General features: G+C 65.8%; 16 protein-coding genes. 10 read left to right on the top strand and 6 right to left on the bottom strand.

The window, feature by feature from the left end; all coding sequences use genetic code 11:
• Positions 1-260: 260 nt before the first annotated feature.
• The 3 genes from FJV43_RS23870 to upp all read left to right on the top strand — a co-directional run bounded on the left by FJV43_RS23870 (position 261) and on the right by upp (position 3558).
• Complete coding sequence (locus FJV43_RS23870) at positions 261-1517, top strand: GTP cyclohydrolase II (protein WP_239621550.1); 1257 nt, start codon at positions 261-263, stop codon at positions 1515-1517.
• A gap of 7 nt (positions 1518-1524) precedes the next feature.
• Positions 1525-2763: a URC4/urg3 family protein gene (locus FJV43_RS23865; RefSeq protein ID WP_239621549.1), complete on the top strand. Its 1239-nt coding sequence runs from the start codon at positions 1525-1527 to the stop codon at positions 2761-2763.
• Positions 2764-2928: 165 nt separating this feature from the next.
• Positions 2929-3558, top strand: coding sequence for a uracil phosphoribosyltransferase (gene upp, locus FJV43_RS23860; protein WP_239621548.1), 630 nt, complete (start codon positions 2929-2931; stop codon positions 3556-3558).
• A gap of 222 nt (positions 3559-3780) precedes the next feature.
• On the opposite strand, the gene FJV43_RS23855 is transcribed toward upp, so the two are convergent.
• Together FJV43_RS23855 and FJV43_RS23850 are read right to left on the bottom strand one after the other, a co-directional pair.
• Positions 3781-4893: a M48 family metallopeptidase gene (locus FJV43_RS23855; RefSeq protein ID WP_239621547.1), complete on the bottom strand. Its 1113-nt coding sequence runs from the start codon at positions 4891-4893 to the stop codon at positions 3781-3783.
• Between the two features lie 3 nt (positions 4894-4896).
• Positions 4897-6042 carry a YjgN family protein gene (locus tag FJV43_RS23850; protein ID WP_239629572.1) on the bottom strand — a complete coding sequence of 382 codons (1146 nt, stop codon included), beginning with the start codon at positions 6040-6042 and terminating at the stop codon, positions 4897-4899.
• A 311-nt stretch (positions 6043-6353) separates the two neighbouring features.
• Here FJV43_RS23850 and FJV43_RS23845 point away from each other — a divergent pair, with 311 nt between their 5' ends.
• Both FJV43_RS23845 and FJV43_RS23840 read left to right on the top strand, forming a co-directional pair.
• Positions 6354-7619 (top strand): cytochrome P450, encoded by a 1266-nt coding sequence (locus FJV43_RS23845; RefSeq protein WP_239621546.1) that lies wholly within the window; start codon positions 6354-6356, stop codon positions 7617-7619.
• A gap of 243 nt (positions 7620-7862) precedes the next feature.
• Positions 7863-9137, top strand: coding sequence for a cytochrome P450 (locus FJV43_RS23840; protein WP_239621545.1), 1275 nt, complete (start codon positions 7863-7865; stop codon positions 9135-9137).
• Between the two features lie 235 nt (positions 9138-9372).
• Here the strand turns inward: FJV43_RS23840 and FJV43_RS23835 are convergent, their stop codons facing one another.
• On the bottom strand, positions 9373-10293 hold the full coding sequence (locus tag FJV43_RS23835; RefSeq protein ID WP_239621544.1) for a LysR substrate-binding domain-containing protein: 921 nt from the start codon (positions 10291-10293) through the stop codon (positions 9373-9375).
• A 125-nt stretch (positions 10294-10418) separates the two neighbouring features.
• On the opposite strand from FJV43_RS23835, the gene FJV43_RS23830 reads away from it, so the two are divergent.
• The 4 genes from FJV43_RS23830 (at position 10419) to mdlC (ending at position 15356) form a co-directional block, all read left to right on the top strand.
• Positions 10419-11588, top strand: a complete 1170-nt coding sequence (locus FJV43_RS23830) for an acyl-CoA dehydrogenase family protein (protein WP_239621543.1) — start codon at positions 10419-10421, stop codon at positions 11586-11588.
• 10 nt (positions 11589-11598) lie between these two features.
• Positions 11599-12699 (top strand): CaiB/BaiF CoA-transferase family protein, encoded by a 1101-nt coding sequence (locus FJV43_RS23825; RefSeq protein ID WP_239621542.1) that lies wholly within the window; start codon positions 11599-11601, stop codon positions 12697-12699.
• A gap of 14 nt (positions 12700-12713) precedes the next feature.
• Entirely contained in the window at positions 12714-13565 is an 852-nt protein-coding gene (locus FJV43_RS23820; protein ID WP_239621541.1) for a MaoC family dehydratase N-terminal domain-containing protein, read from the top strand.
• A 168-nt stretch (positions 13566-13733) separates the two neighbouring features.
• Positions 13734-15356, top strand: coding sequence for a benzoylformate decarboxylase (gene mdlC, locus FJV43_RS23815; RefSeq protein ID WP_239629570.1), 1623 nt, complete (start codon positions 13734-13736; stop codon positions 15354-15356).
• An 86-nt stretch (positions 15357-15442) separates the two neighbouring features.
• Here the strand turns inward: mdlC and FJV43_RS23810 are convergent, their stop codons facing one another.
• Positions 15443-16219: a glucose 1-dehydrogenase gene (locus FJV43_RS23810; RefSeq protein WP_239621540.1), complete on the bottom strand. Its 777-nt coding sequence runs from the start codon at positions 16217-16219 to the stop codon at positions 15443-15445.
• 77 nt (positions 16220-16296) lie between these two features.
• Between FJV43_RS23810 and FJV43_RS23805 the strand changes: the two genes are divergently transcribed.
• The gene (locus FJV43_RS23805; RefSeq protein WP_239621539.1) at positions 16297-16755 is read left to right on the top strand and encodes a MarR family winged helix-turn-helix transcriptional regulator; all 459 of its coding nucleotides are present in this window, start codon (positions 16297-16299) and stop codon (positions 16753-16755) included.
• Between the two features lie 131 nt (positions 16756-16886).
• Here FJV43_RS23805 and FJV43_RS23800 read toward each other — a convergent pair whose 3' ends face one another.
• Together FJV43_RS23800 and FJV43_RS23795 are read right to left on the bottom strand one after the other, a co-directional pair.
• A complete protein-coding gene (locus FJV43_RS23800; RefSeq protein ID WP_131869338.1) occupies positions 16887-17681 on the bottom strand; it encodes an SDR family oxidoreductase in 795 nt (264 codons plus the stop codon).
• 57 nt (positions 17682-17738) lie between these two features.
• Entirely contained in the window at positions 17739-18434 is a 696-nt protein-coding gene (locus FJV43_RS23795) for a hemolysin III family protein (protein ID WP_239621538.1), read from the bottom strand.
• Positions 18435-18471: the final 37 nt, after the last annotated feature.

Below are 18471 nucleotides of genomic sequence, written 5' to 3'. Positions count from 1 at the left end.
TCCTTAAGCCGAGTACGCCGGCAGGGCGGGCACGCTTGGCCCGCGCGAGGACCCGGCGCGGAAGGCGACCCTGCAAGCCCGCCAATGACGGGAATGTGGTCGCAAACGGCCCTGCCCGCCCGGCACGATTAACTTGTCTGTCGTCGCCGGCCGCTACAATATGTTGGATTGAGCTTGCGCCACCGCTGTTCTTCGGCAGGCAACGCAAGCGAGCCAGGCCCGTCCGAGCGGCGGGCCGTTGGCTTTTTGGGAGCCTGGACATGAGCCGTGCCAACCGTACCGACCACATCCGCCTCACCTCCCATCCGGAGCCGGGCAGGAAGGCCGCCTTTCCGATCCACTGGGGCGCCACTGACGCGCGCGCCCGCGGACCGATCATCGGCACGGTGTCGCGCGCCGGGGATCGCAACGTGATCGGCAGCCATGGCGGGTCCTACGCGATGTACCGCGCGCTCGCCGTCTCCGCCGGCGCGCTCGATCCGATTCGCAGGCCCGATCTCACCAACACGTTTCCCGCCGCGACCATCGGACCGTTCGAGCAATGGCGCGATCCCGCCAAGATCGTCGCGCTCGATCCCTGGGGACATCTCGTCGCCGAGAACTTCCACCAGGAGATCGCCGAAGGCGCCGACATCCGCCCGAGCATCGCAGTGACGCGGGCGCGGCTCGACCTGCCGGAGATCCGCGAGGCCCTGGCCGCAAAGCGGCTGCGCGCCGACGGCGAGGTCGTGCACGCCAATGGCAGCGTATCCGTGGTGAAGATCGCGATCGATCCGGTCTGGTACCTGCCGGGCCTTGCGGCACGCTTCGGCACCGGCGAGACCGAGCTGCGGCGCACGCTGTTCGAGCAGACCGCCGGCATGTTCCCCGAGCTGGTGACACGACCAGACATGAAGGTGTTTCTGCCGCCGATCGGCGGCACCACCGTCTATTTGTTCGGCGACGTCACCAAGCTGCCGGACCATCGCACGAAAATCACCTGCCGCGTGCATGACGAGTGCAACGGCTCCGACGTGTTCGGCTCCGACATCTGCACCTGTCGTCCCTACCTGATCCACGGCATCGAGGAATCCGCGCGCGGCGCGCAGGAGGGTGGGCTCGGGCTCGTCGTCTACAACCGGAAGGAGGGCCGCGCACTCGGCGAGGTCACGAAATTCCTGGTCTACAACGCGCGCAAGCGCCAGGAGGATGGCGACGCGGCCGCCGCCTATTTCGAGCGCACCGAATGCGTCGCCGGCGTCCAGGACGCACGCTTCCAGCAATTGATGCCGGATACGATCCACTGGCTGGGCCTCAAGCGCATCGACCGCTTCCTGTCGATGAGCGACATGAAACACGACGCGCTGACCTCGCAGGGCATCGACATCGTCGAGCGCGTGCCGATCCCGCCGGAGCTGATCCCGGCCGACGCCTATGTCGAGATCGCCGCGAAGAAGGCCGCCGGCTATTACTCGACCGACATCGCGCCGGAGCAGGACGTGAACGGCGTGGTCGGGCGTTCGCTGGAAAAATACTGATCGCGCGATGGCGGACGCTTTGGAACTGCAGGCACGCTCGCTGCTCACCGCAAAGGCGGTGCGCGCTCGGGCGGGCCAAATGCTCGAGCTTGGCCTTGCCGGCAAGCTCTCACATTTCACGATCGATCTCGACCGCATGGATGGCATTGCGGAGGCGGTGCTTGCGGTCACGCGCAAGGCCTATCCGACGCTGGATATCCCCTTCCACGCGCGCTGGCGGCATTTTGTGCTTGGCGGCGTCGACCGCTGGGCGCGGCTCGCCGATCCAGCGTCCTGGTCGGATCGCGCTGCGCGGGCGCGCGCGGAATTCGATCTTGCGATCGTCAGCGTGCTGCTCGATGCCGGCGCGGGCGCGGCATGGCGATACCGCGACGCCGTGACCGGCGAAGCCATCGGCCGCTCCGAGGGACTTGCGATCGCGAGCCTCGACATGTTCGCGGGCGGCCTCTTCTCGCGCGACGCGCGTGCACCATTCAGGGCCGATGCGGATGTGCTCGCAATGCTGCCGCCCGCCGCACTCACATCCGCCTTTCAGGCGAGCGACGCCAATCCGCTGCTCGGCCTCGAAGGACGCACCGATCTGCTGCGACGACTGGGCAAGCAGGTCGCCGAGCGGCCGGACGTGTTCGGCCTGCACGACACGCCGCGGCCGGGCGGCCTGTTCGATCACATCGCGGCGCAGGCGGATGGCGGCGCCATTGCCGCGCCCGCAATTCTGTCCGCGGTGCTGAACCAGCTCGGACCGATCTGGCCGTCACGGCTCGAACTCGCCGGCATCCCGCTCGGCGATTGCTGGCGTCATCCGGCGATCAGGACCGATGATGCGACCACGGGCCTCGTGCCCTTGCACAAGCTGTCGCAATGGCTGAGCTATTCGCTGATCGAGCCGCTCCAGCGCGCCGGCTTCGCGGTCACCGACATCGACGGCCTGACCGGGCTGGCCGAATACCGCAATGGCGGGCTGTTCGTCGATCACGAGGTGCTGCGCCTGCGCGACGCCGCCGATTCCGGGCGCGCGCATGCGGTGGATTCGCTGCTGGTCGTGGAGTGGCGCGCGCTGACGGTCGCGCTGCTCGATCGGCTGGCCGACCTGGTTCGCACCAAGCTCGGCCGCACGGCCGAGACATTGCCGCTCGCCAGCATCCTCGAAGGCGGCACCTGGGCCGCAGGCCGCACGATTGCCTTTTCGCGCCGTCCCGATGGTTCGCCGCCGCTCAAGGTGATCAGCGACGGTACCGTGTTCTAACCCTCTCCCCTTGCGGGAGAGGGAGGCTTCGCGACAGCGAAGCCGGGTGAGGGGTTGTCTCCGCGGGCATATCTCTCGCTTGAGTTCGTGGAAGCAGACCCCTCATCCGGCGCTTCGCGCCACCTTCTCCCACAAGGGGAGAAGGGAAGAAGAGAGCATCCCATCATGCAAGGCGTCACGATCGTCGATCATCCCTTGGTGCAGCACAAGCTGACGCTGGTGCGGGACAAATCCATCTCGACCAAATCGTTTCGGGAGCTGATCAAGGAGATCGGCATGCTGCTGTGCTACGAGGTGACGCGCGACCTGCCGCTCGCCGACACCGTGATCGAGACGCCGCTGGCGACGATGCACTCGGCCAAGATCGCCGGCAAGAAGCTCGTTTTCGTGCCGATGCTGCGCGCCGGTACCACCTTCGTCGACGGCATGATGGACCTGGTGCCGACCGCGCGGGTCGCGCATATCGGCCTTTATCGCGAGCCGCATAGCTTTGCCGCGGTGGAGTATTTCTTCAAATCGCCGTCCGATCTCAGCGAGCGCCTGGCAATCGTGGTGACGCCGGTGGTCGCCACCGCCAACACCGCCGTCGCCGCCATCGACCGGCTGAAGGAGCGCGGCGCCAGGGACATCCGCCTCGCCTGCCTGATCGCCGCGCCGGAAGGCCTTGAACGGCTGCGCGGATTGCACCCGGACGTGCCGATCTGGACGGCGGCGGTGGACGAAGGCCTCGACGAGAACGGCTTCATCCTGCCCGGCCTCGGCGATGCCGGCGACCGCGCCTATGGGACGCGATAGGCAGGAGCATGATGGTGTCAGGTTCGGTCGGCTGGCCGTGAGTCACCTCTCCCCAGCGGGGAGAGGTCGGATTGCGCAAGCAATCCGGGTGAGGGGCCGCAGCCTTCGGTGAGACTGTAACCCCTCACCCGGATCGCATCTGTCGATGCGATCCGACCTCTCCCTGCGGGAGAGGTGATTTGCGTGCTGGGCTCGCACCAATTTAACCAAGACTCATCCTGCTCACACCCTCCCGCTGCCGCAAATCAGCTTCAGCGACTGCCATTCCTTGTCCGTCAGCAGCGGCGGGCCGGAGGCCGGGCGATCTTCCCTGGTCATGCGGGCGAGACGGTCCTCGGTCAGCGGGTGGCTGGCGAGGATCGTGGTGAGACCGGAACCGCCCTCCTTGCCGGTGATGCGGAACATCAATTCGGCGGCAGGCTTCGGCGAGCGGCCGAGCTTGTGCATGATCTCGATCGCGAACGTATCGGCGGCGGTCTCCGCCTCGCGCGAATAGGAGGCTTCGACCAGGCTGCGCGAGGCGAAGATCACCGCGGACGAGCCGGTGACGTCGCCGAACAAGAGGCCGATCAGGAACGAGGTGCCGCCGTTGTAGATCAGCCCGCGCATGTTGTCGTAATGCTTGAGATGACCGAGCTCGTGCGCGAGGATGCCGGCGAGCTCGTCGGGGCTTTCGGCCTTGTCGAGCAGCCCCTTGAGCAGGTAGACCTTGCCGCCCGGCAGCGCGAACGCGTTCGGCACCGAGGTCGGCAGCACGCCCGCGGTCATGGAATCGTCGTCGAGGCCCGCGGCATCGCGCAGGCGGTTGACGAGCTTGGTGAAGGCGGCCTTGCCTGCGGGGTCTTCACAGACGCTGCGGCCGAAGATGGTCTTCACCTGCACTTCGGCAGCGTCGCCGATGCGCCGTTCGACCGGCTTCGGCACCAGCGGTGCGAGACGATCGGCGGCAAGCGGCACGCCAAACAAGACGACGCAGACGATGGAAACGGCGGCGGCCACCGACCAGCCCACAATCTTTGCAGTGCCGCGTCGTGTGGTCCGGTGCTCGTCGAGGTGCAGGCATCGCGCGGTCACATCTGCCGCCACTGCCGCGTCGCGGATCTCGAGCCGCGCCAGGGGCGGGGCCGACGTGCAGGCCAGACGCAAAACGCCGGCCGGGCCGTCGGCGCGGCGGATATCGGCATAGGCCCAGCGAACGGGTGCTTCGCCGTCCTCAGCGATTTCGAGCGCATCAGCGAGCGTCAGCATCACCTGACGCCTGCGGCTAGAGACGCCGTCGAAGAAGATGGTCGGCTTTGAGGACCCTGCCGGGACCCCGGTGGACACGTCATTCACGGCTCAGAATCCTGCAACATCCAGTCCATCGGCAAACCCTTCGCCGAGCGCGCCGGCGAGTTCGCCGCGCCCCTGCACATCCGCCGCGGCCGCGATGTCGTGCACCTCGACGGTCTCCAGCACCTTCGCCCAGAGATCGCGCTGGAGATAGACGCGCATGACGATGTTGATGGCAAGCGCTACGGCGAAATAGCCGATGATCATCATTGCCACCACCGGGATGCTCTTGGCGCCGTCGCCAGGCTCGAATACCTCATCGACCGGCACGCCGGTGAGCTGAACGACGAGCAAGGTACCGACGACCATGTAAGCACCGAATGCGGCCGAGAGCAGCGCCCACCAGCCGACCACCTTCCAGTACAGGCCGTAGAAGGCGTCATGAGGCAGGTTCGAGGACAGGCTGACGCCGCCGATGCGGATGCCGTCGAGCCACCAGCGCCACTCGCGGGCCTTGAACTCGGCGTAGAAGAACGGTGCGAGCGGGAAGATCACGAGCGCAACCGGGCTGAGCAGCCACAGCCACCAGCCGCGCTTGAAGAAGGTCCAGCCGTCGCCTTCGAAGTCGCCGGAGAGATCGCCGTAATGGGTGTGCTGCATCTTGTAGCGCTCGAGCGCGGCCTCGCGCCATGGCAGTGCCAGGCCGAGCGTCAGGAACACCAGGAGGCCCCACAGCATGGCGCGGAGCGAATAGGCCCAGCCCGAGCCGTCCATCCAGAACCGCACACCGCGCCAGACCGTGCGCGTCAGCCGGTAGCGCCGCGCGCGAAAGATCGCGAACTGACCGAAGGCGTAGAAGCCGATGAACAGCGGCAACGAGGCGAATCCCTGCCAGCGCTCGAACTCGATGCCGATCAGAAAGTAGGCGAGGTAGATCGGCACCAGGATCGCGAGCGCGACCAGGAAGCCGATCAAAAGCTCCTTGGCCCGCCCGGTATATTCGGCCGCATCGCCGTCGATCGCAGTGTTGGCCCACAGATTGCGGCGAATGTCGGTGACCAGCCAGAACCGGTAGAAGCCGAAGGTGACGAGCTCCAGCATGGCACCCTTGGTGACCATTCTGCGGAACTCGGAGCGGTTGCCGGAGAAATCGACCCGCGTGGGCGGCAGCGGCGGCGGTAAGGGTTCGGACCCAATGGGGGTCCATTGCATGTCGTTCACGTCAGCAACCTCGGGGTGCGGATCTGTTGCGGTCAAACTGTAGATCAGAGGTTAGTAGATCCCCAAGCTGGGCGGGTTCGATTTACCTCGATTCCGATAGGCTTCTTGCACGATTCTCCACCCCGCGGCGTGCGGGAGGTCACGATCGCGTGGCGGCGTGACGGCCGTCCGACGCTCTCGTGAAGGTTGGATGTGGCAAAACTCTCCCTTGCCCCGACGCAGACAACCGGCTGTAATTGCAAATCAAATACCGCAGCGCAGAATTCAACGAGAACGCGCGGTTCATGTCAGGGAGAACGGTCATGCATGGGACCATCGAGAGCGCGACCAAGCTCGACGAACTGCGCGCGCGCGCCACGTCACTGCCGCTGGAGCAGTTCGATCCGGGCGACCCGGAGTTGTTCAGGACGGATGCGTTCTGGCCCTATTTCGATCGCCTGCGCCGGGACGATCCCGTGCACTACTGCAAGGACTCGATGTTCGGGCCGTATTGGTCGGTGACGCGCTACAACGACATCATGGAGATCGAGACCAACCATGCGGTGTTCTCCTCGGCCTCCGCGCTCGGCGGCATCACCATCCGCGACATCGATCCGGACTTGCGCCGCGAGAGCTTCATCTCGATGGACCCGCCGCGTCATGCAGCCCAGCGCAAGACCGTGGCGCCGATGTTCACGCCGACGCATCTGGACAATCTCGCGATCAACATCCGCAAGCGCTCGGCCGAGTGCCTGGACAACCTGCCCCGCGGCGAGGTGTTCGACTGGGTCGACCGCGTCTCGATCGAGCTGACGACGCAGATGCTGGCGGTGCTGTTCGACTTCCCCTGGGAAGACCGCCGCAAGCTGACGCGCTGGTCGGACATCGCCACCACCATTCCCGGCCCCGACGGCCTCGTCGCCACCGAGGACGAACGGATGGCCGAGCTGACGGAATGCGCGGCCTATTTCTCCCGCCTCTGGAAGGAGCGCATCGAGCAGCCGCCGAAGAGCGATCTGTTGTCGATGATGGCGCACAGTGCCGCCACGCGCGACATGGACGCCAGGAACTTCCTCGGCAATCTCATCCTTTTGATCGTCGGCGGCAACGACACCACCCGCAACACCATGTCGGGCTCGATCTACGCGCTGAGCCAGCATCCGGAGCAGTATCGCAAGCTGCGCGAGAACCCTGATCTGCTCGACAGCTTCGTGCCCGAGGTGATCCGCTGGCAGACGCCGCTCGCGCATATGCGGCGCACGGCGCTCTCCGACTTCGAATTCCGCGGCAAGCAGATCAAGAAGGGTGACAAGGTCGTAATGTGGTACGTTTCGGGCAACCGCGACGAAGAGGTGATCGAAAAGCCCTATGATTTCATCATCGATCGCGCCCGCCCACGCACGCATCTCTCCTTCGGCTTCGGCATCCACCGCTGCGTGGGCCTCAGGCTCGCCGAACTCCAGCTCAAGATTATTTGGGAAGAAATTCTCAAGCGGTTCGACCATATTGATGTGGTCGGCGAGCCCAGGCGGGTCTATTCGAGCTTCGTGAAGGGTCTCGAGACGCTGCCGGTGAAGATTGCGGCGTAAATTCGCAGTAAGATGAACTTGAACTAGATCCACACGGAAGCTGCGCCCCGTCCCCCGCTTGCGGGGGAGGGTCGGGGAGAGGGTGCCTCAACAACGAAGGCTCGCCAGGAAGAAAGAGCCCTCACCCGGCGCCATGCCATAGCCGAGGCTTGCCTCGGCGTCCTTAAGGAGACGGCCGCCCTGGGCGGCCTATGCCTCTCCCGCCAGCGGGAGAGGTTAGAAACCAACACTGGAGCTAACATCATGAACATCCAAGCGCCGGTTACAGTGGACAAGGCCGAACGCATGCGCAGGGCGCGCGAGGAGGCCTATGCGACGCCGCTTTCGCAATTCCACCCCGGCGCGCCCAGGCTGTTCCAGGACGACACGCTGTGGCCGTGGTTCGAGCGGCTGCGCAAGGAAGAGCCGGTGCATTACTGCACCAACGCGCCGATCGAGCCGTACTGGTCGGTGGTGAAGTACAACGACATCATGCATGTCGACACCAATCACGGCATCTTCTCTTCGGATTCGAAGCTCGGCGGCATCTCGATCCGCGACGTGCCGGAAGGCTACGACTATCCAAGCTTCATCGCGATGGACCAGCCCCGGCATTCGGCGCAGCGCAAGACGGTGTCGCCGATGTTCACCCCTCAGCATCTGGACGAGCTGGCGAGATTGATCCGGCAGCGCTCGCAGACCGTGCTGGACAATCTGCCGCGCAACGAGACCTTCAACTTCGTCGAGCGCGTCTCGATCGAGCTGACGACGCAGATGCTGGCGACGCTGTTCGACTTCCCCTGGGAAGAGCGGCGCAAGCTGACGCGCTGGTCGGACGTCTCGACCGCGCTGCCCAAGAGCGGCATCGTCGCCTCCGCCGAGGAGCGCCGCCGCGAGATGGACGAGTGCTACGCCTACATGTCGAAGCTGTGGAACGAGCGCGTCAACTCCGCGCCGCGCAACGACCTGCTGTCGCTGATGGCACACAACGAGGCCACGCGCCACATGGACCCCGACAACCTCATGGGCAACATCATCCTGCTCATCGTCGGCGGCAACGACACCACGCGCAACACCATGACCGGCTCGGTGCTGGCGCTGAACGAGAACCCCGAGCAGTACGACAAGCTCCGCGCCAATCCGGCGCTGATCGATTCCATGGTGCCCGAGGTGATCCGCTGGCAGACGCCGCTCGCACATATGCGGCGCACCGCGCTAGAGGACACCGAGATCGGCGGCAAGCCGATCCGCAAGGGCGACCGCGTCGTGATGTGGTACGTCTCGGGCAACCGCGACGAGGAGATGTTCGAGAAGCCGAACGAGTTCATCATCGACCGTCCCCGGCCGCGCACCCACCTCTCCTTCGGCTTCGGCATCCACCGCTGCGTCGGCATGCGGCTTGCCGAACTGCAGCTGCGGATCGTCTGGGAGGAGATGCTGAAGCGGTTCGACCGGATCGAGGTGGTCGGCGAGCCGAAGCGGATCTATTCCAGCTTCATCAAGGGATACGAGTCCCTGCCGGTGCGGATACCGGCCTGAGCTCTCTCCGCCGTCATTGCGAGGAGCGAAGCGACGAAGCAATCCAGACTGCCACTGCGGAAGCAGCCTGGATTGCTTCGCTGCGCTCGCAATGACGGAGGATTTGGATGCAGCTGCCTGCCTCTCCCGCAGCGCGGATCGCGTGAATACCTTCCAGCTATAAAATTTCGGCATGACAGCTCGCGCCAGATGCGAAGGCAAGACGGCGCCTGACTGTTCTACGACACGAGCGCATCTAACTCAATTTGATGTCCCACAGGCCTTCCTTGCGGCAGGCGGCGACTTCCTCACGCAGGAGGGCGGTGATGGCGAGCGAGGCCGTCGAGGCCGGGCGATCGATCGGAGAGGCAAAGATGAGCTCGCGCGTCATCGGCCTGGATACGGGCGCGGTTTCAAGCCTCCCGTCCGCGACCTCGCCGTGGACCGACGAGGGCGGCAGCAGCGCGAAGCCGAGGCCCTCCTCGACGAGGCTGGTCAGCACGCGGAAGGAATCCGCCTCGAGCTGGACGTTGAGCTTGATCTTGCGCTGGGCCGCCGCATGCTCGATCAGCGCGCGGAGACCGTGGGAATGAGAGGGCAGCACCAGGCGCTGGCGCAGCAGCCAGCCGATGTCGACGCTCTTCTTGCGCGCCAGCCCACAGCCGCGCGGGCCGACCGCGACGATGTTGTCGCGCCCCAGGCTCTGGACATTGAGATGCAGATCGGCCGAGCGGCCGTAGAGGATGGCGAGATCCATCTCGCCGCGATGCAGCCATTCGACGAGATGGCCGCTGTAGCTCTCGACGATGCGCAGCGAGATGCCGGGGAATTTTTCGACGCAGCGCCGCGCAAAGCGCGCCGACAGCACGCAGCTCACGGTCGGAACCAGGCCGAGCACCACCTGGCCCGAGGGCGGCCCCTTGGCCGACTGGATGTCGTCGCGGATCTGGTCGATCTGCCGCACGATGCCGGAGGTGCGCGCGAGCAGAAGCCGGCCGGCCTCGGTCAGCACCATGCCGCGGCCGTTGCGGGTGAACAGATCGGTGCGCAGCTCGTGTTCCAGGAGCTTGATCTGTCGGCTGAGCGCCGGCTGCGCCACGCGCAGCGTGTCGGAGGCCTTGGAGAGGCTGCCGAGCTCCGCCACGCAACTGAAGGTCCTGAGCTGCCGGAAATCCATGCTTGCCAATCCTGGAAGGCTACTCCATACGCTATAGCAAATGAGCATAGGGGGCTGGCGTTGTTTTCACAACGCCAGGGGATTGGCCGGCGTTATCTTAACTGCCGCTACCGAATGGAAACGCCATGAGTCAAGAACACCACACCGAAGATCACGCCGACATTCGCGAGGCCGTCGCCAAGCTGTGCGCGCAGTTTCCCGGCGAATACTGGCGCAAGCTCGATCGCGAGATGGCCTATCCCAAGGCGTTCGTCGATGCGCTGACCGAGGCCGGCTATCTCTCGGTGCTGATCCCCGAGGAATATGGCGGCGCCGGCCTGAAGCTTTCTGCGGCCGCCGCGATCCTCGAGGAGATCCAGCGCGCCGGCTGCAACGGCGGCGGCTGCCACGCCCAGATGTACACGATGGGCACGGTGCTGCGGCACGGCAATGCCGAGCAGAAGGCGAAGTACCTGCCGAAGGTCGCGAGCGGCGAGCTGCGCCTGCAAGCCTTCGGCGTCACCGAGCCGACCAGCGGCACCGACACCTCCTCGCTGAAGACCTTCGCGCGCAAGGACGGTAACGACAGCTATATCGTCAACGGCCAGAAGATCTGGACCAGCCGCGCCGAGCATTCCGATCTGATGATTTTGCTGGCGCGCACCACGCCGAAGGATCAGGTCAAGAAGCGCACGGACGGCTTGTCGGTGTTCATCGTCGACATGCGCGAGGCCAAGAACAACGGTCTCGAGATCCGCCCGATCCGCACCATGATGAACCACGCCACCACGGAAGTGTTCTTCACCGACATGAAGGTGCCGGCGGAGAACCTGATCGGCGAGGAAGGCAAGGGCTTTCGCTACATCCTCTCCGGCATGAATGCCGAGCGCATCCTGATCGCGGCCGAATGTGTCGGCGACGCCAAATGGTTCATAGCCAAGGCCACGAACTACGCCAAGGAGCGCAGCGTTTTCGGCCGGCCGATCGGCCAGAATCAGGGCATCCAGTTCCCGATCGCCAAGGCCTACGCCTCGATGCGGGCGGCCGAGCTGATGGTGAAGGAAGCCACACGGAAGTACGAGGCCGGCCTCGACTGCGGCGCCGAGGCCAACATGGCCAAGATGCTGGCGGCGGATGCATCCTGGGAAGCGGCCAATGCCTGCATCCAGACCCATGGCGGCTTCGGCTTCGCCGAGGAATACGACGTCGAGCGCAAGTTCCGCGAGACGCGGCTCTACCAGGTAGCGCCGATCTCGACCAACCTCGTGCTGTCCTTCGTCGCCGAGCATGTGCTCGGCATGCCCCGCTCGTACTGAGGCGGCCAGCATGGGAGCACTTGACGGGATCAGGGTGATTGCGGTCGAGCAGGCGGTCGCGGCGCCGTTCTGCTCCTCGCGCCTGGCCGATGCCGGCGCCGAGGTGATCAAGATCGAGCGGCCCGAAGGCGATTTCGCCCGCGGCTATGACGCGGCGGCCAAGGGCCAGAGCAGCTATTTCGTCTGGCTCAACCGCGGCAAGCAGTCGGTGGTGGTCGACCTTGCAACGAAAGAAGGCTGCGCCGAGCTGGAGAAGCTGATCGCCAGCGCCGACGTACTGATCCAGAACCTCAAGCCCGGCTCGATGGACAAGCTCGGCTTCTCGCGCGAGCGGCTGTTGAAGGACTATCCGAAGCTGATCTCGTGCACGATCACCGGCTACGGCGACGAGGGCCCTTATGCGCATCGCAAGGCCTACGACTTGCTGATCCAGGCCGAGAGCGGGCTTGCCTCGATCACCGGCAATCCCGACGGCGCCTCGCGCGTCGGCATGTCGATTGTGGATGTGGCGACCGGCGCCACCGCCCATGCGGCAATCCTGGAAGCGCTGATCGCGCGCGGGCGCACCGGCAAGGGCGCCGACATCCGCATCTCCATGTTCGACGTGATGGCGGACTGGTGCACCGTCCCCCTGCTCAACTCCGAAGCCGGAAACCCGCCCAAGCGCATGGGCCTGCGCCATCCCTCGATCGCGCCCTATGGCGTGTTCACCTCCAAGGACGGCAAGGACATTTTGATCTCGATCCAGAGCGAGCGCGAGTGGAAGACGCTGTGCGCGAAGGTGCTTGTCCAGCCCGATTTGCCCGCCGATCCGCGCGTCGCCAACATGGTCGAGCGCGTGCGCAACCGCGACTTCACCGACAAGACGGTCGCGGATATCTTCGGCAAGCTGACGCGCGACGAGCTGTTGAAGCGGCTGTCTGACGCCGACATCGCCTTTGCCGAGGTCAACACCATGGCCGATCTCGCCAAGCATCCGCATCTGCGTCGCATCGAGGTCGACACGCCGAACGGCCGTGTCAGCTATCCCGCTCCGGCGCCGATCATCGTCGGCGAGACCCGCAGCTATGGTGCCGTGCCGGCGATCGGCGAAAAGCCCCAGAAGAAGTAGCAGAGCGAGGCGTCATGACCGAGAAGCTCGATATCGACCACTTGCGGCAATGGATCGGCCGTAGCACGGAAGCCACTGACACCGTCACCGCGCAGCTCGTGATGGGCCTGCGCGCAACGCTGTTCCAGGAGGTCGGCGAACCCAAGAAAGGCGACGCCGCGCCGTTCACGGTGCATTGGTGCCTGGCGCAGCCGGTGTTTCCGATGTCGATGCTCGGGCCCGACGGCCACCCGACCCGCGGCGGCTTCCTGCCGCCGGTGCCGCTGCCGCGCCGGATGTGGGCCGGCGGCGAGATCGAATTCCTGCAGCCGCTGCAGGTTGGCGATGAATCGACGCGGACCTCGCGCATCGCCGACGTGCAGGTGAAATCAGGCTCGACCGGCACGCTGTGCTTCGTCTCGGTCGAGCACAGCATCTCCTCGCCGCGCGGCACGGCGATCCGCGAGCGGCAGGACATCGTCTATCGCGAGATGACGAGCAGCGCGCCTGCGACGGCGAAGGCGCCACCCCCGCCGCCGAAGGCGCAGCACCGAGAGACCCATGTGTCGGATCCCGTGCTGCTGTTCCGCTACTCCGCGCTGACATTCAACGGCCACCGCATCCATTACGACCGCGACTACGTCACCAAGGTCGAGGGCTATCCGGGCCTGATCTTCCACGGGCCGTTGCAGGCCGCGCTGATCATCGAGATGGCGGCGAAGCTGCACGGCGGCAAGGCGCCGAAGAAGTTCACCTATCGCGGCCTGCAGCCGCTGTTCGAGGGCACGGAGTTCTCCGTCAACGCCAACGAGACCGCCGATGGCATGGAGCTGTGGACCGCGAATGCCGAGGGGCAGCCGACCATGAAGGGCACGGCGGTGTGGTGAACTCCGTCCGCATCGTTGCGAACAGCGATGTAGGAAGTTAGACCCTCACCCTGAGGAGCGCGCCCTTCGCGCGCGTCTCGAAGGGCGAGGCCACCAGCCGGGCCTTCATCCTTCGAGACGCGCGAAGACGCGCTCCTCAGGATGAGGAATAAGAAGGGACCGGAAACCATGGCCAAGAACGGCAAGACCGGCAGCAAGTCCGTCACCGTGAAGCAGGCGACGCTCGACCTGCTGCGAGCCTTCGGCGTCACAAAAGTGTTCGGCAATCCCGGCTCGACCGAGCTGCCGTTCCTCAGCGACTGGCCCGACGACATCGACTATGTGCTGGCGCTGCAGGAGGCGTCTGCGGTCGGCATGGCCGACGGCTATGCGCAGGCCACGCGCAATGCCGGCTTCGTCAATCTGCATTCGGCCGCCGGCGTCGGCAATGCGCTCGGCAATATCTACACCGCGCATCGCAACCAGACGCCGCTGGTGATCACCGCGGGCCAGCAGGCGCGCTCGATCCTGCCGCTGCAGGCGTTCCTCTATGCCGAACGCGCGTCGGAATTCCCGCGGCCTTACGTCAAATACAGCGTCGAGCCGGCCCGGCCCGAGGACGTGCCGGCCGCGATCGCGCGGGCCTATTACACCGCGTTGCAGCCGCCATGCGGGCCGACCTTCGTGTCGATCCCGATCGACGACTGGGCGCATGCGGCTGCTCCGATCGAAGCGCGCAAGGTCAGCCGGGAGATCGGCCCCGAGCCTGACGCGATGAAGGCGCTGGTCACAGCGCTCGGTTCCGCAAAACACCCTGCCCTCGTCGTCGGCCCCGGCGTCGACCGCGCCGGCGCGGTCGACCTGATGGTGCGCGTCGCCGAGAAGGCTAAGGCCAGCGTCTGGGTCAGCCCGTTCTCGGCGCGCTGCTCGTTCCCCGAGCGGCATCCGCAATTTGCCGGCTTCCTGCACGCTTCGCCCGCGCAGCTCTCCGATGCACTGCGGGAGCACGATCTCGTCGTCGTCATCGGCGCGCCGGTATTCACCTTCCATGTCGAGGGCCATGCCGCGATCTTCGATGGCGGGACGACGATCTTCCAGATCACCGATGATCCGGATGCCGCCGCCGTGACGCCGGTCGGCACCAGCATCATCACGACGATGAAGCCGGCGCTGACCATGCTGCTCGAGTTGCTGCCGGAGAGCAAGCGCGCGGCGCCGAAGGGCCGGACGCTGCCGCCGGCCCCGCAAGCCTCCGATCCGCTGCCGGTCGAATTCCTGCTGCACTCGCTGTCGCAAGCGATGCCGGACGGGGCGTCACTGGTCGAGGAAGTGCCCTCGCACCGGCCCGCGATGCAGAAGTTCATGCCGATGCGCGGCCAGGACAGTTTCTACACCATGTCGAGCGGCGGGCTCGGCTACTCCCTGCCCGCCGCCGTCGGCATGGCGCTCGGCAAGCCGAGCAGCCGCACCGTCTGCCTGATCGGCGACGGGTCGGCGATGTATTCGATCCAGGCGCTGTGGACCGCGGCGCAGCGCAAGCTGCCGCTCACCGTCGTCGTCATCAACAATTCCGGCTACGGCGCGATGCGCTCGTTCAGCCAGGTGATGCAGGTGCGCAACGTGCCCGGGCTGGAGCTGCCGGGAATCGATTTCGTCCGGCTCGCCGAGGGCATGGGCTGCCATGCGGTCCGGGTGACGAAGGCGGCGGAGCTGGGCGAAGCGCTGAAGCGCGGCATGGCCCATGCAGGCACGAGCCTCGTCGAGGTCATCGTCGATTCAGCGGTGCCGGTGTTGTACGGGCAGAAGCATTGAGGTGCCGTAGCCCGGATGAGCGAAGCGATATCCGGGGGGCTGCACCAAAGGTCCCGGATGTCGCTTCGCTCATCCGGGCTACGGAGCTACGACGCCAGAAATCCGCCGTCCGCCGCCAGCACATGCCCGACGACATAGGATGACGCGTCGGACGACAGCCACACCACGGCTTCCGCCACCTCCTCCGGGCTTCCCATCCGCCGCAGCGGCAGGCCGGCGCTGACGGTTGCGACGTCGCCGACGCCGGCACGCAGCATCATGTCCGTGACGACGCGGCCGGGGGCGATGGCGTTGATGCGGATGCCGCGCGGGGCGTTCTCCATCGCCGCCGAGCGCGTCAGCGAGATCGCGGCGGCTTTCGAGGCCGAATAGAGCGAGAAGCCGGGATTGGGATTGCGCACGCCGCTGACGGAGGCGTTGACGACGATGCTGCCGCGGCCTTGTGCGAGCATCGCCGGCAATTGGTGGCGGAGGCAGAGAAACAGCGCACGGACATTGGTGTCGAACACGCTGTCGTAGGTCTCGGTGCCCTGCTCCTCCAGCGGCGCGCGGCGCTCCTGGAATCCGGCGTTATTGAAGGCAACGTCGAGCCTGCCGCAGCGCTCGACCGCCGCGCGCACCATCCGCGCGACGTCGTCCTCCTCAGTGATATCGGTCTTGACCGGCACGGCCTCCGCACCGAGCTCGCGGCACGCCGAGGCGGCGGCGGCGATCTCGGCTTCGCGCCGGCCGGCGACGAAGATCGCGTCGGCTCCCTCGGCCGCCATCCTGAGCGCCGTGGCGCGGCCGATGCCGCTGCCGCCGCCCGTGACGAGGCAGACCTTGCCCCTCATCCGCATCCCGGTTGGCAAAGTTCCGCTCATCGCCCACTCCAAAACGCTTGCGCGCGGCGTTGCGCCCATATAGTTGTATGATACAACTATATGCCGGGAGTCAAGCGGTGAACCAGCTTGCGCTGATCGACGACATCCGCGCCGCGTCGCGCCTGATGGTGCGCGAGCTCGGCTTCATGGACGCGACGGTGGCGGCATCGGACTATCCGCCCTCGGCAGTCCACACCATCCTGGAAATCGGCATCCGCGGTCCGATGACGTCAGGCGAGCTCGGTGATTTCCTGCGTCTGGAGAAATCGAGCGTCAGCCGCATGGTGCGCAAGCTGATCGACTGCGGCGAGCTCAGGGAGACGCCTGACGAGCTTGATGCACGCAGCAAGCTCTTGTCGCTGACGGCGAAGGGCCGCCGCACGCTGGACGCGCTGCATGCGTTCGGGCGGCAGCAGGTGCGTGGTGCGCTGGCGGCGTTGACGCCGGCCGAACAGCGCATCGTGCGCGAGGGCATGACGCTCTATGCGCGGGCGCTGCGGCAGAGCCGGGAGGAGGAGGGGCGGAGTGCGGCGTAGCTGCACTCTCTGTGTCATCGCCCGGCTTGACCGGGCGATCCAGTACTCCGGGACGGTCGCTGTTCAATCGATAGGCCGCGGCGTACTGGATGCCCCGCCTTCGCGGGGCACGACAGCGTCAGGTGTGGCGGTCACTTCCCGAACTCTTCCCGCATCTTCGCCTGGATCTTGGCCATGCCGCCGATCCAGCGGTCGTAATTCTCGGTCTTCTTGCGCATGTAGCCGAGCACCTGGGGGTGCGGCAGGATCAGGAACGTTTCCTGCTCGAGGCCGGCGAGCACGTCTTTCGCGACCTGCTCCGGCGTCAGGTCGCCGTCGCCGGATTGCGGGCCCTTGGGGATCGAGCGCAGCATGTTGGTGTCGACGCCCTGGGGGCAGAGGATCGAGACCTTGATGTTGTGGGCCTTGTGCGAGATCGCGAGATTTTCGGCAAAGCCAACCGCAGCGTGCTTGGTCGTCGAATAAGCGGGGCTGCCGACCTGCGACAGCAAGCCTGCGGCCGAGATCGTGTTGAGGAAATAGCCGCCGCCACGCGCCCTCATGCGCGGGACGAGATGCCGCGCCGCGTAGACGTGCGCCATGACGTGGATCGCCCAGCTGCGCTGCCAGGGTTCATCCGAGGCGCCGCCGGCATTTTCCGACATCGGATCGAAACCGCCGCCGATGCCGGCATTGGAGCAGAACAGCTCGATCGGCCCGAACTGACGTTCGGTCTCCTCGATGACGTGAGCGATGTCCTTTTCCTGAGCAACGTCGCATTTGAAGGCGGCGCCATCAACCATGGCCGCGACCGCCCGCGCATTGGCGGCGTCCATGTCCGCGACCACGACCTTGGCTGCGCCCGCGTGATGAAAGGCCTCGCACAGCGCCTTGCCGATGCCGTTTGCGCCGCCCGTGACGACCACGACCTTGCCGGTCACCTGCATGCGACGTCTCCTCTTGTCTTGGACCGCGTCTCTTATACCGCTTCGCGGAAAGCTCGCTCAGCTCAACACGAGGTCGAGCACCGCGGTATAATGGCATGCCGCGCCGGCCAAGACAAAGCCGTGCCAGATCGCATTCTGGAATCGCAGACGCCGCCAGGCGTGGAAGATCACGCCGAAGCTGTAGAGCAGGCCGCCCGCAACGATGAAGCCCAGCACCAGCGCGGGCAATGCCCTGACCACGGCGTCGTAGAGCATCATGCCGCTCCAGCCCATCGCGAGGTAGATGCCGACCGAGACGCGGTCGAACCGGCCGGGATAGAGAAGCTTCAACACGATGCCGAGGATTGCCACGCACCAGACCCCGGCGAGCAGCACCAGCGCGAACACGCTGTCCTTCACCTCCAGGATGAACGGCGTGTAGGTCGCCGCGATCAGCAGATAGATCGCCGAATGGTCGAACCGGCGCAGCAGCCATTTGGCCGGCGAGACCGGCCAGAGATTATAGGTCGCCGACAGCACCAGCATCGAGAGCAGGCCGGCGACGTAGATCGAGACGCCGACGACGTCGGTCGCATCGGCATAGATCGCCGTCAGCACCACCAGCACGGTCGCGGCGACGATACCGGCGAAGACGCCGATCGCGTGGATGACACCATCGGCGATCAGCTCGGCACGGTCGTAATGCCAGCCGACCATGTCGGCTGCGGCGTGGACGGAGCTGGATGCGAACTCTTTCAATTGGAAGACGGTCATGGGCAATCCGCTAACGTGAGGCAATTGTCCTCTGGTA

It is taken from the genome of Bradyrhizobium sp. I71 (assembly GCF_022354745.1).
GTDB lineage: Bacteria > Pseudomonadota > Alphaproteobacteria > Rhizobiales > Xanthobacteraceae > Bradyrhizobium > Bradyrhizobium liaoningense.
The sequence above is the reverse complement of the archived record's forward strand: the minus strand, read 5'-3'. Positions and strand labels throughout refer to the sequence as shown.

Bases quoted from the DNA above. Each gene is read 5' to 3' on its own strand.
- FJV43_RS23870 (WP_239621550.1), top strand. From the start codon at position 261: ATGAGCCGTGCCAACCGTACCGACCACATCCGCCTCACCTCCCATCCG.
- FJV43_RS23865 (WP_239621549.1), top strand. From the start codon at position 1,525: ATGGCGGACGCTTTGGAACTGCAGGCACGCTCGCTGCTCACCGCAAAG.
- upp (WP_239621548.1), top strand. From the start codon at position 2,929: ATGCAAGGCGTCACGATCGTCGATCATCCCTTGGTGCAGCACAAGCTG.
- FJV43_RS23850 (WP_239629572.1), bottom strand. From the start codon at position 6,042: ATGCAATGGACCCCCATTGGGTCCGAACCCTTACCGCCGCCGCTGCCG.
- FJV43_RS23845 (WP_239621546.1), top strand. From the start codon at position 6,354: ATGCATGGGACCATCGAGAGCGCGACCAAGCTCGACGAACTGCGCGCG.
- FJV43_RS23840 (WP_239621545.1), top strand. From the start codon at position 7,863: ATGAACATCCAAGCGCCGGTTACAGTGGACAAGGCCGAACGCATGCGC.
- FJV43_RS23835 (WP_239621544.1), bottom strand. From the start codon at position 10,293: ATGGATTTCCGGCAGCTCAGGACCTTCAGTTGCGTGGCGGAGCTCGGC.
- FJV43_RS23830 (WP_239621543.1), top strand. From the start codon at position 10,419: ATGAGTCAAGAACACCACACCGAAGATCACGCCGACATTCGCGAGGCC.
- FJV43_RS23825 (WP_239621542.1), top strand. From the start codon at position 11,599: ATGGGAGCACTTGACGGGATCAGGGTGATTGCGGTCGAGCAGGCGGTC.
- FJV43_RS23820 (WP_239621541.1), top strand. From the start codon at position 12,714: ATGACCGAGAAGCTCGATATCGACCACTTGCGGCAATGGATCGGCCGT.
- mdlC (WP_239629570.1), top strand. From the start codon at position 13,734: ATGGCCAAGAACGGCAAGACCGGCAGCAAGTCCGTCACCGTGAAGCAG.
- FJV43_RS23810 (WP_239621540.1), bottom strand. From the start codon at position 16,219: ATGAGCGGAACTTTGCCAACCGGGATGCGGATGAGGGGCAAGGTCTGC.
- FJV43_RS23800 (WP_131869338.1), bottom strand. From the start codon at position 17,681: ATGCAGGTGACCGGCAAGGTCGTGGTCGTCACGGGCGGCGCAAACGGC.
- FJV43_RS23795 (WP_239621538.1), bottom strand. From the start codon at position 18,434: ATGACCGTCTTCCAATTGAAAGAGTTCGCATCCAGCTCCGTCCACGCC.